The following is a 16,608-nucleotide window of genomic DNA, read 5'->3' on the forward strand; positions in this document are numbered from 1 at the left end:
ATGTTAGTAAGTAGACGAAAAGGACATGCAGCAAATCATATCGTCAGAATCAACGGAAAACGAATGGATCTCAAAGCATTAGAGCAAGTCATGATGCTTCATTTTCCGCTTAAGGAATGTGCAATCATTCCGAAGAAAAATCAAGAAGGCAGTCTATCGCTTGTGCTATTTGCACAGGCGAAGGACCCTTCGCTGACAAGAGAGGATCTGATGAAAGGTCCGCTTCATCCTCATGAAGTGCCAGCCGCTCTCGTCTTATTACCTTCTTTGCCAAAGACAGAAAGTGGAGCAGTCGACAAAGAGGCACTGCTTTCAATTGAAATCATAGATCAAGAGGAATTAAGAAAGATAGAAGAGCGCACCAAAGCTATAGATGGTGTAGAGGAAGCGGCTGCTTTCATTGAAAGTCAGCCAGAAAAACGAACGCCCTATCACTTAGATGATCTGTTTCCTGATCGACAGCGTACCCAAGGGAATGTACCGCTTTCGAAAAGTGAAGCGAGCGAAACAAAACCATCATCTGTCCATGAGAAGCCGCCCGCACTTGTGTATGGCGGAGATGTGATCAAAAAACCAGGCACACCTGTCACACTGACAGAGGTGCTGATTCGATCAGCCTTTATGTCACCAGACCGCGGGGTGACCTATATGAAAGAAGACGGGCGTACGTTGACCCAAACCTATCCTGAATTACTAACAAGCGCTGAACGGGTTCTGTGCGGTTTAAGGGCAGCAGGACTGACAAACGGTGATCAAGTGTTACTTCAATTGAAAGATCATCAAGATTTTATCACGGTATTCTGGGGCTGTATTCTCGGAGGAATCATTCCGACCCCGGTCTCTGTGCCTCCTGTTTATGATGAAATGAATCAAGGTGTGAATAAGCTGAAGGGCGTGTTTCAGCTGCAAAATGAACCTTTCATTATTACGAATGAAGCAAGTGCTGAGGACATTGCTGGGCTGCGCGAGACATTTGAAGCAAAGATCATGCCTATCTTAACAATTGAAGCATTGCTGGCGTATGAACCAGATGAACAGCATTATGAGCCGGAGCCGGATGAGCCTGTGCTGCAGCTCCTGTCTTCAGGAAGTACGGGTGTTCCAAAGTGTATCCGTCATCATCATCAAAGCATTTTATCTAGAATTATTGCTTTTGAGCAGGTAAACGGCTTTACACATGAGGATGTGTCGCTTAACTGGATGCCGCTTGATCATGTTGGTGGAATTGTCATGTTTCATGTACATGACGTCTACCTTGGCTGCCAGCAGATTAGTCCATCCATCGATCAATTTATCGAGCGGCCGATGGTGTGGCTGGATTGGGTAGAAACCTACAGTGTCACAAGAACATGGGCACCAAACTTTGCTTTTGCCATGATGAATGAATATGAGGACGACATTCGTAAGGGGTGCTGGGACCTGTCTACTCTGACTTATATCATGAATGCAGCCGAAGCGGTTGTTCCGAAAGTCACGCAGCGCTTCATGCATATCATGAGTCAGCACGGATTAAGCCGTCATGCGATGGTACCTGCTTACGGCATGTCAGAAACATCCTCAGCCATTGTTCAGTCAAAGAAATTTATGCGGAACAGTGAACAGGATGGACAGCTGACGATCGATCAGACCTCGTTAACAAGTGAGATCGAATATGTGACGCACGATCATCCGAACAAGATGACGTTTACAGAAGTCGGCACGCCGATTCCTTCTGTATGGATTCGAATTGTAGATGAGCATCACGAGGTGCTGCCAGAAGATCAGGTTGGGCGCTTGCAAGTGAAGAGTCCAACAATTATGATGGGCTACTATCAAAATGAAGAAGCCAATCAAGAAGTTTTTGCGGAAAACGGCTGGTTTCACACAGGGGATTTAGGTTTTATTCATGAAGGGCGTCTCGTTCTGACAGGTCGAGAAAAAGACATCATTGTTATCAACGGCGCTAACTATTTGAATTACGAAATTGAAGCGGTTGTTGAAGAGGTGGACGGGGTTGAAGTCACCTTTGCCGCTGCGTACGGCATTTATAATCCCGAATCAAGCAATGACACGCTTGCCGTCTTTTTTGTCTCACAAAGGGATTCAATAGAGGAACAAATCACGATAATTCAACAGATGAGAGAGGCCATCATTCGAAAAATCGGAATAGAGCCCGATCACATCATTCCGGTGAAAAAAGACCAATTTCCAAAAACGGAGAGTGGGAAAATCCAGCGTGCCCAGTTAGGCGCAGCACTAAAAGATGGAGCATTCCGTGACATTGAACAGGCACTGGATCTTGCTTCTGAAAATGAACAAACACTCCCAGACTGGTTTTTCAAACGCATTTGGGCTAAGGAGCATATCGGTCCAACTCAGCCTTTTGCTGACCATGTTCTCGTTTTCGAGGATGAAAAAGGACTTTATCAATCGCTTTACGCACAATTTGAGCAAAAGAAACAGCCATATATTTCTGTGAGAAAAGGGCATGAATTTTTGCGTCTGTCCAAAGGGATGTACCAGATAAATCCGAGAATCAAGGGGGATTACGTCAGGCTCGTTGCCGCACTTGAAGCAGATGAACTAAAGACCGGGCGCATGCTCCATCTGTGGAATGTGTCAGACAAAGAAGACATCGTGGATCCTGCGCAGTTCAAAGAGCTGCATGCCAGCACGGGTCAATCCATTTTGTACTTGTATCAAGCATTGAGACAAGCAAATAAAGAGCCCATCCGTCTTGTCGTTGTGACAAAAGGCGGTCAATTTGTGAAGCCTGGAGACGATCTTCATGTGGAGAAAACGCCGCTTGTCGGTCTACTAAAAACCATTCCGCAAGAATGGGAAGGAGCAGAGGTGTCTCATCTTGATATTGAAGCGGAGAAGGTAGAACAGGATGCCAAGCATATTGCGGAAGAATTGTCTGCGATTCATATAAAAGCAGAGGTTTCTTACCGAAATGGGGACAGATTTGTACCAAAGCTGGAAAAAGTCAATATGATTGAAGCGCCTCAAACAGAAGGATTTTTAGAATATGAAGGTCTTTATTTATTGACTGGAGGACTTGGCGGAATTGGGTTTGAGCTTTCTAAGCAGATGCTCCAATTTGGCTCAAAGCTCGTATTGATTGGACGGACATCTCTGGAAGACAGCTTGGAAAAGAAAGAAGCCTTCTCACAGCTAAAAGATGTTGGTGACGTCATTTATATCCAAGCGGATGTGACCAACTTATGTGACGTTGAACAAGCGATTTATGAAGCAGAAAAGCATTTTGGACAATCGATCCGGGGTGTGCTGCATTTGGCCGGTGCTGGTAATGTGTCTGAGCATTTTCAGCAGGCGGACAAGTATACACTGGCTCATACGTCAGAAGAGGATTTCACAAAAGAAATGTCAGGGAAAGCAGACGGGGCATGGGTCCTGCAGGAAGCCTTTAAGTATGATCCGACAGTACCGTTTGTCTTTTTTGGATCGGTCAATGGCTTTTTTGGCGGCACAACATTTGGGGCATACTCTGCGGCCAACAGCTTTTTAGATGGACTCGCGCACGCTCTCACCTTTCAAGAAGGAAGACGAGCAATCTCCTTGAACTTCAGTATGTGGGATAATCTCGGTTTGTCTAAGGGGCATACCGGAGCAGCTCTCACCGTTCGCAAGGGATTTCAATTGATTGGAAAGAAACAAGGTCTCCATTCATTATGTTTAGGTGTCCGGCTCAATGAAGCGCATCTATTTATTGGTCTGGACGGAGCAAACCCAGACATCGCCGGGTATCTTCAGCCAGCTCCAATACCGGTCTTTGAGAAAAAGCTTTTTTACACCGTTCAGCCTGGCAAAGAAGTGCATGTTGAAGAGATCACGAGCGCCGCAGCAGGCAAATGGGACATTCAGCAAGTACAGGAAATACCGAAAAAACAAGATGGCTTTATTGATCATGAAGCCCTCAAACTGAATCATCACAAAAATGGACAAAGTCTTGAAAAGCAATTACCAGAAACGAAGACAGAGCAGGTTCTTGCCGCCATATGGCAGGACATTTTAGATGTAGATCGCGTGTACAAAGAGGATCAATTCTTCGACCTTGGCGGACATTCACTAAAAGCGACTCAAACCATTTCCCGGATCAATCATGAATTTTCAATGAAGGCGCCTTTAAAAATATTATTTGAAAGCAAACATCTGGCACATCTGGCGCAAATGGTTGATGACATCAAAGGGGCGCCAGCCGTTCAGGAGGCTGAAATTCCAAAGCTTGAAAAGCAAACAAGCTATGAATTGTCTCATGCCCAGAAGCGTATTTGGTTCTTATCCACATTAGAAAAGAGCCATCATTACAATATATTAGGTGCTTGGAAGCTGACAGGACCATTACACATTCAAGCATTAACAAAAGCGATTGGTCTTTTAACAAAACGGCATGAAGCACTTCGGGCAGTATTTAAATCACTTGGCGGCAAGCCGGTTCAACTCATTCGTGAAGACCTTCCGCCATCTGTGACAGTGGCAAATTTCTCGTTATTTAATGAAAAAACAAGAGCGAGAAGACTCAAGCAGCTCATTCAGCAAGAGGCAGAACGTGTCTATGATTTAGAAAGAGGGCCTCTTGCGCAGTGGACGATAGTAGATATGGGCAAGGAGGAGTATTATCTCCTTTGCGCGCAGCACCACATCATTTCAGATGCATGGTCACTCAGCCTGCTCATTCAGGAATTAGAAGTGGCATATGACGCACTGCTTGCAGATGAAACGCCGCAGCTCCCAGCCTTAGAAATCGAATGGACAGACTATGTACATTGGGAGAATGAACAATTAAAGCATCATCAAAAAGACCAAACCTATTGGCTCAATACGTTACAAGGTGAACTTCCAGTGCTGGAGCTGCCGTTTGACCGTCCTCGTCCGCCGGTTCAAACATTTAACGGTGCTACAGAGCAAATTGTACTGGATGAACCGCTTATCCGACGCTTGCAGGCTTTGTCCAAAAAGCAGGGCACGACCTTGTTCATGACGATGCTGTCCGCGTACTACGTCCTGCTTCACAAGCTGTCCGGACAGACGGATATCATCATTGGATCGCCTATCGCGGGCCGGGATGCCAAGCAATCAGAGAAGCTTGTTGGGATGTTTGTGAATACACTTGCGCTGAGACAGGACGTCTCAACAGCAGAGACGTTCGCTGATCTCTTGGAAAACGTGAAAGAGATGACGTTAAAAGCCTTTGAACATCAGCATTATCCATTTGACAAGCTTGTCGATGACCTTTCGTTAGATCGAGATTTAAGCCGGTCACCTATTTTTCAGGCGGCTATGGGGTATGTCACCGATTCGCTCGATGTAAACCTTAAAGGGCTGACAAGTGAACATGTGATGGTCCATCATACAGTATCTAAATTTGATCTCACCCTTCATATATTTGAACAGGAAGAGCAGCTGTCGATTCATGTGGAATACAATACGGATTTATTTGATCAAGAGACCATTCATCGTTATATGAACTATTATCTCCATGTGCTAGATGGCATGACGGCACAGCCTGAGCGAACATTTGCTGATTATTGCTTAATGGACAAAGTAGAACAGGCGGCCATGATTCTAGGAAAAAATCAAACAGATACGCCATATCCAAAGCGGACGCTTCAAGAATTGTTTGAAGAACAGGTGAAGCGTGATCCTTATCGTATTGCCTTGTCCTATATGGATGAACACATGACGTATGAAGCCTTGGATAAGAAGGCGACAAAGCTTGCTGCTTACTTGCAGTCAAAAGGAATTGGACCAGGATCCCTTGTACCGATGCTATTTGATCGCTCCTTTGACATGATTGTGTCGGTACTAGGAATCATCAAATCTGGTGCTGCATATGTTCCGATGTCACCTGAATATCCTGATGCACGCATCCGTCTCATCGTTCGTGATACGCAAAGCGATGTGATCATCACTCAGTCTCATCTTGCAGATCGTCTAGTAGACTTTACAGGTACAAAGATTGACATGGACAAGCCAATACCAGAAACAAATGCAGTGTATCAAAGAGAAGCATCCATCATAGGTGAAGACCAGATAGCCTATGTCAACTACACATCAGGCTCAACAGGTACACCAAAAGGCGTGATGCTCCCTCATGCAGGAGTTGTCCGCTTGGTTAGAGAAACAAACTATATCAAGCTCGGTCCAGATGACAAAATGCTACAGCTCTCAAACTATGCTTTTGATGCCTTTACATTTGAATTATGGGGAATGCTGCTGAATGGCGGTCAGCTGATTCTGCTCCCAAAATATGCAGCACTGAATATGGAAGAATTAACGCAATTCATCAAAACGTATCAAGTGACAGCCAACTGTCTGCCAACCGCTTTATTTAATCGACTGGTGGAGCACGATCCAAAAAGTGTGGCAGGCTACCGCACATTACTCGTTGGCGGGGAAGCCATGTCTAGTGAGCATGCACGAAAGGCACTGCCGCATATGGAAGGTGTGCTTGTCAATGCTTACGGTCCAACAGAAAACACGACATTAGCCACAACACATCAAGTCACACACGTGCCAGCAGGCGCAAAATCAGTTCCAATTGGTGTGCCGGTGTCGAACTCAACTGTTGTCATACTGGACGAAGCGCTCAATCCAGTACCAGCAGGCGTCAAAGGAGAAATTTATATCGGCGGAACCGGCCTTGCTAAAGGCTACCTTCATGATCCAAAGCAGACAAAGGAGCGGTTTATTGACAATCCTTTTCCTGAACTAAAGGGAGACAAGCTGTATCGTTCAGGCGACCTTGGTACATGGCGGTCAGATGGCACCATTGAATATCTCGGCCGAAAGGATCACCTGGTGAAAATTAGAGGCTACCGTATTGAATGCGGAGAAATTGAGACAGCCCTGCTCAAGCATCCACAAATCAAAGAATGTACAGTCATCGCCAAAACGTATGGCAGCTCAAAACGGCTGGCGGCCTACCTTGTAACAAACGGAGAAAACCCTGTTCCGGGCTGGAAAGCCTTTTTGCAGGAAAGCCTGCCAGGCTATATGATTCCAAGTTACTTTGTCGTACTGGATGAAATGCCGGTGACAACGAACGGGAAGGTTGATCAAAAAGCATTGCCAGAGCCAACAGAAACAATGTCCCTTTCCCATGATGACGACAAACCTGTCACCGAAACGGAGGAGCGGATTGTCGCCGCTTTCAAGGAAGTGCTTGGTGTGAAGCAAGTGGGTATGCATGATTCCTTCTTTGATCTGGGCGGCGATTCCATTATGAGTATTCAGGCTGTGGCCAAATTAAAAGAAAAAGGTGTTCGTGTTGATCCAAAATGGATTTTCATGCACCCGGCGCCTGCGCAATTAGCCGCACATTTGGACGCAGTGCCAGAAGCCGCTGAGAACGTCGAAAGGTCTCCGAAGGACTACGTGATCGAGCTGAAAAAAGGCGATCCAGCCGAACCGAGAATATTCTTTGCACCGCCTGCTGGTGGAACGGTGATGGGCTATATTGATGTTGCTAAGCTCATGACACATCAAGGCGCTGTGTACGCCTTGCAGTCTCCTGGCCTATATGAGGATGAAGAGCCGCAATTCCTCCATTATACGGAGCTTGTGACCCTTTTTATTGAAGCTATTGAGACGTTCTACCGTCCGGGCATTGACTATCTCGCAGGGCATTCAATGGGCGGGCATCTTGCCTACGGAATGAATCAGCGGCTCTGCCATGCAGGGAAAGCACCGAAAGGGCTCATCATTTTAGATACGGTGCCAGTGCTAAGAGATGAGGCAGATCAGGCACTTCATGCCGATATGAACGAAGAAGAAGTGAAAATGCTCGCGCTTGTCCTTGGAATGGGGAATCTGGTCGGCATTCAGCCAGAAGCTTTACAAGGATTGACCTTCCAAGAAGTGAAGCAGAAAATTCTCAAAGAGGCAGAAAAGGATGAAGTTGTTCATCAATTCATGAATGATCAATATTTAGATAAATATTTGCAAATGCAAACGCATAATACGATCATGTCACAAGCCATTGAATTAGAAAAAGAACCATTCCCTGTGCCATTTTATATTGTCCAAAGCAGTGATCACGCAAGCGATTTCCAGAAGAAGTTCGCAGACTGGGAGGCTTATACGAAAGAGTCGTGCTCGTATTACCACATCAAAGGCGACCATGTCACCATGATGAAAAGACCGCAGGCAGATGAACTGGCACGGATTCTTCAAACGATTATAAAGGGGTAAAGACGTATGAATCAGTTATTGAAAACCTTTGAAAAAAAATCAGATCTCATTCAGCTTATTTGTTTTCCTTTTGCCGGCGGATATTCCGCCTCATACCGTCCGCTCTTTGAACAGCTAAAAGACGTGGCCGAAATCACAGCAGCAGAGCCCCCAGGGCACGGCACCAATCTCATGCCGCTTGAATCAAGCATTGACCGGCTGGCAGAGCTGTACAAAGAAGGACTCACGAACAAATTGAACCGCCCATTTATTCTGTTCGGACATTCAATGGGTGGGCTTGTGGTATACAGACTAACCCAGCTGCTAGAAAAGGAAGGAATTTATCCTGCAGCAGTGGTGATCTCAGCCATTCAGCCCCCGCAAACAAAACGGCAGATGCTGACGCATTTATCCAACGAAGCATTTGTACAGCATATTGCCGAAATGGGCGGGATTCCAAAGGAATTACTAGAGAACAAACCAATGATGGATTACTTTACACCGTCCTTACGTGCAGACTACCGGGCACTGGAAACCTTCCAGCACACAGATCAATCGATCATCGACACACCTGTTTATTTATTCAATGGGAAGCAAGATGAGAAATGCATGCAGGATGCAAGCGGCTGGCTAAAATGGGCAAAAACCATCGAGCGCACTAATTTCGATGGAGGCCACATGTATATCAACACACACCTTGAGCAATTTGCAGAAGAGATGAGACATGTCATTGAGCTTACAGCCAAGCAGCAATTGATCAACAATTAAGAAAAAACGACCCATCAATAGGGTCGTTTTTTACTGAGGAATCATACTTGAAAACGCTGATATGGCTAATGAAAATAAGAATAATAAAACGAAAGGAATGAAAAATTTATAGCTTCTATTTTCTTGATTTTTTACGTAAGAATAGCACCACACACTAAATGATACTATGACGAAAATATTGATGTTCCATAATAATGGAAGTGTAATCGTTCGTTCAGCATTAGATACTTTTAGTAGGTATAAAATAATAACAATCAAGTTGCCTAGCAAAATGTAATAGTAAGCTAATATCCCTTTTTTAAAAATATTTTTATAGGAATCTTTTATTCCGAAAATGATAAAACTTAAAAAAATGACTAATGAAAAAAATAAAACCTCAACCATTGGCTTGAATATTTCTCCAATCACAGCAAGTGAAATACCTATCCACTTACTAACTTCAATTACATCTTGATTCCCATCAAGTTGTAGTTCCAGTAGGTTTTTGTTTATTTCATCCATTTTTATTATAGAAAGGATGAAAGCTATTATACCAGAAAGCATACATACTAATAAAATGTGTTTTTTCATAATAGCACCCTTTAACAATATCAAATTTTTATAAAATAAAATTCAATCATCGAAGCAATAAATAATAAGAAAACGCCGGTTATAAGCTGACTAGCATAGATTTTCCCTTTTGTTTTAAATGAAATTTTGTTTTTAGATATGATATATCCTATAATCTGTCTTGATATATCAAAAGAGACAAAATAAAAAAGGAACAAACCGACAATCTCCATCGGAGCGTGGAAAATAATATAGTATAATGCTATATCAATTCCATATATATAGGTATACGATATAAAAAATGCACCTAGGAAAAAACCATTTAGAAAAATAATCATGCTAGATAACAAACCTAAACTAACTATTCCAGATATTAATATTAGGAGTGACACAAAAAGGTTATTTAAAAAAATTTCTAGATAGCTATGAATCTCAATGTTGTTTTTAAAATCTATACTATCTATAAATGTTGAAGCAAAAATACTTAAACTAAAACCTCCTAAAAATAGTATGATAAAAACTGAAAAATTTTTAAGATAATTTTTCAAAAAATTTCTTTTCGAGTTGATCTTCATGAAAAGTCACTCCTGAAGATTTTTTTTCTGAGTGAATAATACTACCATTATCAATAAAAAGGATTTCATCACATAAGTCTGCAGCAAATTGAATGATATGTGTGGAGAGCAAAATGATTTTGTTGGCATCTCTGAAATTTCTTAAATGTTTTTTCATGTCAGCCATGTTTGTAGGATCAAGACCTGTAAATGGCTCATCTAATAAAATAATGTTTGGATGATGTAATATTGTTAAAATAAAAGACATTCTTTGTCTCATGCCTCTTGAAAGAGCAGAGGAACGGCGGTGAATTTGCTCTTCTAATCCATATTTGCTCAATAAATCCTTGATTTGTCCATTTTCTAAAGGTTCTTCTACAAGCATAGATTGATATTTTACAAGTTCAAAACAGGTTAAGTTTTCAAATAGAGTTGGATCGTCTTCCATATATCCGACAGAAGAAAAATTTTGCTTTTTATGATTTATTAATATTTGACCTTCATCAGGATTTATTAATCCAGCTACCATTTCTAAAATAGTCGTTTTTCCAGCACCATTTTTACCTAATAGTCCGATTATTCTACCCTCTTGGAAATGCATCTCAGGGATCATAACTTTAAAGTTAGACTCTTTGTATTCTTTAATTAGACCATGAATTGATAACATACAATCCCTCACTCAAATAATGTTTTAAATGATTTGTAGTTTTTATTGATTGTTCTATCCCAAAATTTAATCATTAAAAATAAAATGATGAATGAACAAGCAGCCATAACAGAATTTGTTAAAATGAAATATACTGTGCTGTATGAGGAAATCACTGATAAAGCTAGAATGAAACCATAACAAATATTTAAAGTCAATTTACTAAGAGAACTTGGAACTTGATAAACAAATTCCCAATTAAAATAAGGAAATACAACAGTAGAACCGACAGTACAAATACCGACGAGAATGCAAGTGTTTATTAAAGTAATCATCACGTAAAAAGGCTGATCTAGTTTTAATACAAAGCTTGAAAAAATGATATATAAAATACAAAAAAACAAGTGTAATATAATAGATAAAATAATCTTATTTTTAATTTTATTTTTCACTAAGTTAGGTAGATTCTGTTTTAAAGGAAGAATGGGGCCATCAATATCAAAAGAGACATATGGTTGTATTGCGTTCGATATAATAATCATTGGAAAAATCACACTAAAAATAAATAAAAAATCATTTTCTATATTCAATGTTTCAAGTTGATTTGTATTAACACCATAAAGAATGAGACCAAATAACCCCCCAGATATTGTTAATATAAATAATAATACTGACCATTGAATAGGAGGATTTCTCATGAGAAGTGTAATTTCATAAAACAAAATATGATTAAACTCTCTAGATGTTCTTTTTCGTTTTTCTTTTAATTCTTTTTGGGAATTAAAAATTGGTACATTACGAACATTTCTCTTCCAATTCATCAATAACAATAAACTAATGAATGTGAAGATTAAAATAAAATATATTGAATAACTAGATAAAGAATTTGTTAATAAATTGAATCTAAATACAGTGAATACCCATAGAGCAATGAGGCCTGTAGTTATATAACCAATGCTCGATGAAATTGAGAAAAACTTTGGATTAGAAAGTAGCAACAAGACGTGTAATCTAAGTAAGTAACCAAAAATAAAAGAAGTGGCGGCCAGAGCTGCTATTGTAAAAGCTCCCTCGTACCCATTTATAATTAAATTTGCTAAGTAAGACCCTAAAATGAAGAATAATACACCCACAATAGTGCTGAAAAACTTACTCATATCTTTGCCGAAAATATATTGATCTAGATGAACTTTTAAAATAGCCATCTGTTTTTTATCAGAGGAGAAAAGTATTCTCATCAAACTCTTATCAATATTAACTGTAAACATAAATATAAACAGCGATAAATAAATTATTGATAAATCCTTAAAGAAAAAAGGAGTTAATATACCTAGTAATAGTGGTGTTATTATGTATAAAAAAGCAAAAAATACAAAAATGAGAGCATCTTTCCGATGATGTCTTCTTAAATCATTGATTAACAAGATTTTTGTATATGTTAAATATTTATGCATTTACAACACTTCCATTTTAAAGGTGTATAGAGAAGGCTGTTACACCTTCTCTATTAAATCTTTTTTAGAAAGAAATAGCGTATTTCACTCCGTATTTTCTAGCATAACTAATGACCAATGAAGCAATAGCACCAAGTCCAAAAGTACCTAAGACAGCAGCAACAGCACCCACTGTACCTGCTGCATTTAGAATTGCACTAACAGAAGTTATAGCCCAGCCAGGTATTTGAGGATAGTTTGCTACTAGATTTGCAAAAGGTGTAACTGGTTCAAGAGTCAATAAAATCATAGTTGTTAGAGTTAGAGTGAAAATAAGACTCAAGCCTACAATTGCAAAAAATCTATTTTTTAAACTCAATTCCATAATGAACACCCCCTCCCTTGCTTATATGCCCATATTATACAAAAAAAGGATATTTAATAAATGGGTTTTTTATACTGTATTTTATTTCTCTGTAACGAAAGGTTTAGTAGTATTTTGATGGGATGAGAAAGGGTAGTAAAATTACTCGAGAATTAATAGCTCCTAAATCGTATTTTTTATATTGATAATGACATTACTTGAGTAACTAGCTATGAAATACAAGGTGAAATCACTTATTATATTAAATATGATATTTAATTTGGACGAAAAAAGATGCTTATACAAGACAATCAACAATTAATAAGACATAAGAAAAGCGGCCCTCTTTATAGAGGCCGCTTTTACTTATGAATGCTGTTTCTTCACCACATTCCCGCCAATCACCCCGCCAATGACCAGCACCCCTCCGATGAGATGATACCAATCAATCGTTTCGTGTAAAATGAGAACCCCGGCGGCGACCGTGATAAACGCGGATAAATTGTTAAAGATGCTGACCTTTGCCGCTTCAAGCTGCGAGAGTGCATAGTTTGATAAATATGCGGTAAGAAGAGATGAAAGAATACCTAAAAAGAGCATCGACCATACAAAGGATGCTTCTGTAAATGGACTGAAAAACTCCGGCAATGACCCATTGATCGAATGCCGGGTAAGCGCGGCGGCATTGAAAAAGACAAAGCCAAAGAAGGTCATCACAAAGGTGAGTTCAATCACATGGAATCGTTTTGTAATCACTCTGGCAAACACACTATATGCACTGGATGACAGGGCTGAAAGTAAAATCAGCACATAGCCGATGAAGTGAGAATGCTTGACATCAATTCCCTTCATGACAAAGAGAAGCATCACCCCGCACACAGAAAGAAAGGTAAACAGCACTTGTATCCATGTCGCACGTTCCTTTAAAAACCAGGCTGCCAGCAGCATTGTCAGAATGGGAATCGTCGCTTGAATGATGCCAGCCTCTGAAGAAGATGTATACATCAATCCCCACACTTGAAAAGCAAAGAACAAAACAGGATAAAGCAAGGAAAACGGTACGATATAAATGAGATCACGCCATTGAATGGATATGCGATACTTTTTTCGTAGAAACGGATACAGCAATAGAGCGGCAGCAAAAGAAACGGTAAAGCGGTGTGCCAATAAATCGATTGGGTTTGCTGATTCTAATGCTATTTTGACAAACAAAAAGGAAAAACCAATGATAGAGGCGTATGCGATCGCAGCAGCATACGCTTTTTGTTTTGACATATTCACAACGTGACTCCTTACATGAGCATGCATGCTTCAAATGAATTGACCGGTTCTGTTCTTCTATCGTAATCGGATCATCTAACGTGTACAATAAGAGAACGTGATATCTGTACCGGTACAAGGAGGAAAAGGTGTGAGGAAATATGATCAGCTTGTCTTGAGCTTAAAAGAAAAAATGGATTCTGGTGAGTACAGTGCTGGGATGAAAATTCCATCCATTCGCCACTTAGCGGCTCAATATGCAGTGAGTAAAAGCACTGTCATCAAGGCGCTGGATACATTGGAGCGTGAACATCTGCTGTATTCTGTAGAAAGAAGCGGTTATTATGTCGTGAAAACGAAGCAGCGAGCAGGCAAGCAGGACGGCACATGGATTGATTTTGCTTCATCTGCACCTGATCCCGTTGTGTTTCCATATGTCGATTTCCAACACTGCATCAACCAAGCGATCGATTTATATCAAAATGACTTATTTATTTACGGCACAGCCAACGGCTTACCATCACTGCTGCCAGTCATTTCAAAGCGATTAATGGATTATCAAGTGTTTGCTCATCCAGAACAGATCGTCATGACCTCTGGTATTCAGCTCGCTTTATCCATTTTAAGCACCATTCCTTTTCCGAATGGAAAACAAACCATACTAGTCGAACAGCCGGGTTATCACTTATACCTCCAATATTTAGAGAAAAACCAATTGCCTGTGCGCGGAATTCAGCGGACGGAAAAAGGGATCGATCTTATCGAATTAGAGCATATCTTTCGAGAAGAGGAGATTCGTTTTTTCTATACGATGCCAAGATTTCAAAACCCGCTTGGAACGAGTTTATCAAAACGAGAAAAAAGAGCGATTGCAGCCCTTGCTGAGAAATATGATGTCTACATTGTTGAGGATGATTATATAGCAGATTTAGAATTCGACACAAAAAGAGACCCGATCTACTCGTACGATCAGGCAGGAAAGGTCATTTATTTGAAAAGCTTTTCTAAAATCATTTTTCCGGGGCTGCGAACAGGAGCGGTCGTCTTACCTGAAGAACTGATTCGGCCTTTTAGCGAACACAAACGGCTGATTGATATCGACAGTTCCATGCTGTCCCAGGCAGCCTTAGAAATATATTTAAAAAGCGGGATGTTTGAGCGGCATAGAGACAGGATGCGGGCGACCTATCGAAACCGCTCCATGCAGCTTGTGGCAAGTTTAAAAAATGATCAGAGCGCTTATCAGCTGGGAGAACAGGAGCCGGCTACCCATACACATTTACGTGTCGACCGGTCGATTCCCATGAACCAGGTTATTCAGCAGCTGAAAAAGGCATCTGTTTCCATTCAGCCAATTGACCGTTATTACCTGTCGGCCTATCAAAAGGACCCCATTCTTCAGCTGAACATTTGGCAGGTGAAAGAAGAGCAGATCACACGCGGAGTCGATCTATTAAAGACGGTATTTCAGCAAAGCACGCGTTATTAAAGGCGGGACAGTACATCGCTGCAAGTGAGTCTCTCAACGCTTTCAGCCGCAGCAGGTTTTCGTGTGCATACCGCCATTTGGTAGGCAGGGTCAAGTGAGTATGTTTGAACAAAGCAAGGCGCTTCATGATCAGGTAATGTTAACGCAGCCTGTCCATCCTCTGACAGACGGGCTGTAAAGGACGAAAGCCCATAGGATAATCCTTTTCCAGTCAGCTTGATAAAGGCCTCCTTCATTGACCAAAGATGAAAGAAATAGGCTTCCTGCCGTTCTGCCGGCTGTGAGAGTAAATCCTGATACTCATCCGCTGAAAAAAATCGTTTGGCAATCGCCAGATCAATAGGCTTGATTTCCTCAATATCAATGCCCACAGGTGAATCATCTACTGCGCAAACGACCCAATCGCCAGAGTGAGAAAGATTAAAATGAAAAGAAGAAAGCTGCCGGACGACAGGTTTGCCATTGCCCTCTGTTTCAAAAACGATCTCGTCCATAGGCAGCTCGTACATATCATGGATCGTTTGACGAACCAGCACTTCACCTAACAAGGTCCTTCTTGCGTCGATCAAAAAACGAAAGCGTTCAGCGGCAGCACGCTTTTCAGCTGAAACAAAGGGTTTCAGACGATCTATTTGTTGTCGTTCATTGATTTCATCTAAGTGTTGTAATTGGATAGCAAATATCTTCATAACAAACCTCTAATTTTTTACATTGATTGTACCATTGGAGAGCGGCGTGCAAAAGGGTCCATTAACGATTTACGATGTGAACACCATTCGGATCAGTTGTATCAACTGCATCAACATCCGTCATGATCACGTCAAGCAGGGAAAGCCGTTCTCCTTTTTGCCAGTGAATGGGCTGATGCAAAGGTGATAGCAGCTGATCGACTTTAGGTGTCTGTGACAAATCAGGAACAGCAATTGTCATAGCATGCAGCGCATTGGTTCCAGTTTCAATGACATCTGTACGGCGCTGTAATTCAAGCCTTAAACGAAGAGGTGTCGAAAGAAACGTTCTCCGTTCCCCAGCTTGGATTGGCCAGTTTAGTTCTTTAGCTTGTGCAAGCAGTTGATCATATTTTTCGTCTGAGACAAGAAAGCCGATGTGATCAAAAAGGACTTTTTTGCTATAGCCAAATGTGATATTGATCTGTCCTTTTCTCATTTCGATGATTCGAAAAGTCGGCTGCTCTTCTCTAAAATCATCCCATGTCAGCGGGGGATGATAGGAGCCATCCTTTGTGAAACGGCCTTTAACCTCAAAGCCTAGCGAACGATATGTTTGTTCTGTCTCTTCAACAAATGGTGTCCAGTAATGATAGTGGAAAAGCTGCATAGGTCTCATCTCCAGTATGTGAATATTCTGTT

At 41.3% G+C, this 16,608-nt stretch carries 11 protein-coding genes; 3 read left to right on the top strand and 8 right to left on the bottom strand.

All coding sequences use genetic code 11. The annotated features are described in order from the left end of the window. Together NSQ25_RS01975 and NSQ25_RS01980 are read left to right on the top strand one after the other, a co-directional pair. On the top strand, positions 1-8,196 hold the full coding sequence (locus NSQ25_RS01975; RefSeq protein WP_326136066.1) for a non-ribosomal peptide synthetase: 8,196 nt from the start codon (positions 1-3) through the stop codon (positions 8,194-8,196). 6 nt (positions 8,197-8,202) lie between these two features. Continuing rightward, a complete protein-coding gene (locus NSQ25_RS01980; protein ID WP_065215329.1) occupies positions 8,203-8,943 on the top strand; it encodes an alpha/beta fold hydrolase in 741 nt (246 codons plus the stop codon). A gap of 30 nt (positions 8,944-8,973) precedes the next feature. On the opposite strand, the gene NSQ25_RS01985 is transcribed toward NSQ25_RS01980, so the two are convergent. From NSQ25_RS01985 to NSQ25_RS02010, 6 genes are all read right to left on the bottom strand, one after another. Further along, positions 8,974-9,513: a hypothetical protein gene (locus NSQ25_RS01985; protein WP_065215328.1), complete on the bottom strand. Its 540-nt coding sequence runs from the start codon at positions 9,511-9,513 to the stop codon at positions 8,974-8,976. Positions 9,514-9,533: 20 nt separating this feature from the next. Then, complete coding sequence (locus tag NSQ25_RS01990) at positions 9,534-10,067, bottom strand: stage II sporulation protein M (RefSeq protein ID WP_061110382.1); 534 nt, start codon at positions 10,065-10,067, stop codon at positions 9,534-9,536. Continuing rightward, a complete protein-coding gene (locus NSQ25_RS01995) occupies positions 10,024-10,713 on the bottom strand; it encodes an ABC transporter ATP-binding protein (RefSeq protein WP_065215327.1) in 690 nt (229 codons plus the stop codon). The genes NSQ25_RS01990 and NSQ25_RS01995 overlap by 44 nt, the downstream gene beginning before the upstream one ends. Positions 10,714-10,721: 8 nt before the next feature. Further along, positions 10,722-12,146 (bottom strand): hypothetical protein, encoded by a 1,425-nt coding sequence (locus NSQ25_RS02000; RefSeq protein WP_065215326.1) that lies wholly within the window; start codon positions 12,144-12,146, stop codon positions 10,722-10,724. Between the two features lie 64 nt (positions 12,147-12,210). Continuing rightward, the gene (locus tag NSQ25_RS02005; RefSeq protein ID WP_024427284.1) at positions 12,211-12,510 is read right to left on the bottom strand and encodes a hypothetical protein; all 300 of its coding nucleotides are present in this window, start codon (positions 12,508-12,510) and stop codon (positions 12,211-12,213) included. 345 nt (positions 12,511-12,855) lie between these two features. Then, positions 12,856-13,764 carry a DMT family transporter gene (locus NSQ25_RS02010; RefSeq protein WP_251027263.1) on the bottom strand — a complete coding sequence of 303 codons (909 nt, stop codon included), beginning with the start codon at positions 13,762-13,764 and terminating at the stop codon, positions 12,856-12,858. A 136-nt stretch (positions 13,765-13,900) separates the two neighbouring features. Between NSQ25_RS02010 and NSQ25_RS02015 the strand changes: the two genes are divergently transcribed. Further along, positions 13,901-15,238: a PLP-dependent aminotransferase family protein gene (locus tag NSQ25_RS02015; RefSeq protein WP_214755604.1), complete on the top strand. Its 1,338-nt coding sequence runs from the start codon at positions 13,901-13,903 to the stop codon at positions 15,236-15,238. On the opposite strand, the gene NSQ25_RS02020 is transcribed toward NSQ25_RS02015, so the two are convergent. Both NSQ25_RS02020 and NSQ25_RS02025 read right to left on the bottom strand, forming a co-directional pair. Next, positions 15,235-15,927: a 4'-phosphopantetheinyl transferase superfamily protein gene (locus tag NSQ25_RS02020; protein ID WP_214755605.1), complete on the bottom strand. Its 693-nt coding sequence runs from the start codon at positions 15,925-15,927 to the stop codon at positions 15,235-15,237. The genes NSQ25_RS02015 and NSQ25_RS02020 overlap by 4 nt on opposite strands. Before the next feature lie 61 nt (positions 15,928-15,988). After that, complete coding sequence (locus NSQ25_RS02025) at positions 15,989-16,576, bottom strand: hypothetical protein (protein WP_342497913.1); 588 nt, start codon at positions 16,574-16,576, stop codon at positions 15,989-15,991. Between the last annotated feature and the right edge of the window lie 32 nt (positions 16,577-16,608).

The organism is Bacillus sp. FSL R5-0512 (genome assembly GCF_038593295.1).
Classification (GTDB): domain Bacteria; phylum Bacillota; class Bacilli; order Bacillales; family Bacillaceae; genus Bacillus; species Bacillus safensis.

Coding starts and splice junctions, on each gene's coding strand:
- NSQ25_RS01975 (WP_326136066.1), top strand. CDS start 1: ATGTTAGTAAGTAGACGAAAAGGACATGCAGCAAATCATATCGTCAGA.
- NSQ25_RS01980 (WP_065215329.1), top strand. CDS start 8,203: ATGAATCAGTTATTGAAAACCTTTGAAAAAAAATCAGATCTCATTCAG.
- NSQ25_RS01985 (WP_065215328.1), bottom strand. CDS start 9,513: ATGAAAAAACACATTTTATTAGTATGTATGCTTTCTGGTATAATAGCT.
- NSQ25_RS01990 (WP_061110382.1), bottom strand. CDS start 10,067: ATGAAGATCAACTCGAAAAGAAATTTTTTGAAAAATTATCTTAAAAAT.
- NSQ25_RS01995 (WP_065215327.1), bottom strand. CDS start 10,713: ATGTTATCAATTCATGGTCTAATTAAAGAATACAAAGAGTCTAACTTT.
- NSQ25_RS02000 (WP_065215326.1), bottom strand. CDS start 12,146: ATGCATAAATATTTAACATATACAAAAATCTTGTTAATCAATGATTTA.
- NSQ25_RS02005 (WP_024427284.1), bottom strand. CDS start 12,510: ATGGAATTGAGTTTAAAAAATAGATTTTTTGCAATTGTAGGCTTGAGT.
- NSQ25_RS02010 (WP_251027263.1), bottom strand. CDS start 13,764: ATGTCAAAACAAAAAGCGTATGCTGCTGCGATCGCATACGCCTCTATC.
- NSQ25_RS02020 (WP_214755605.1), bottom strand. CDS start 15,927: ATGAAGATATTTGCTATCCAATTACAACACTTAGATGAAATCAATGAA.
- NSQ25_RS02025 (WP_342497913.1), bottom strand. CDS start 16,576: ATGCAGCTTTTCCACTATCATTACTGGACACCATTTGTTGAAGAGACA.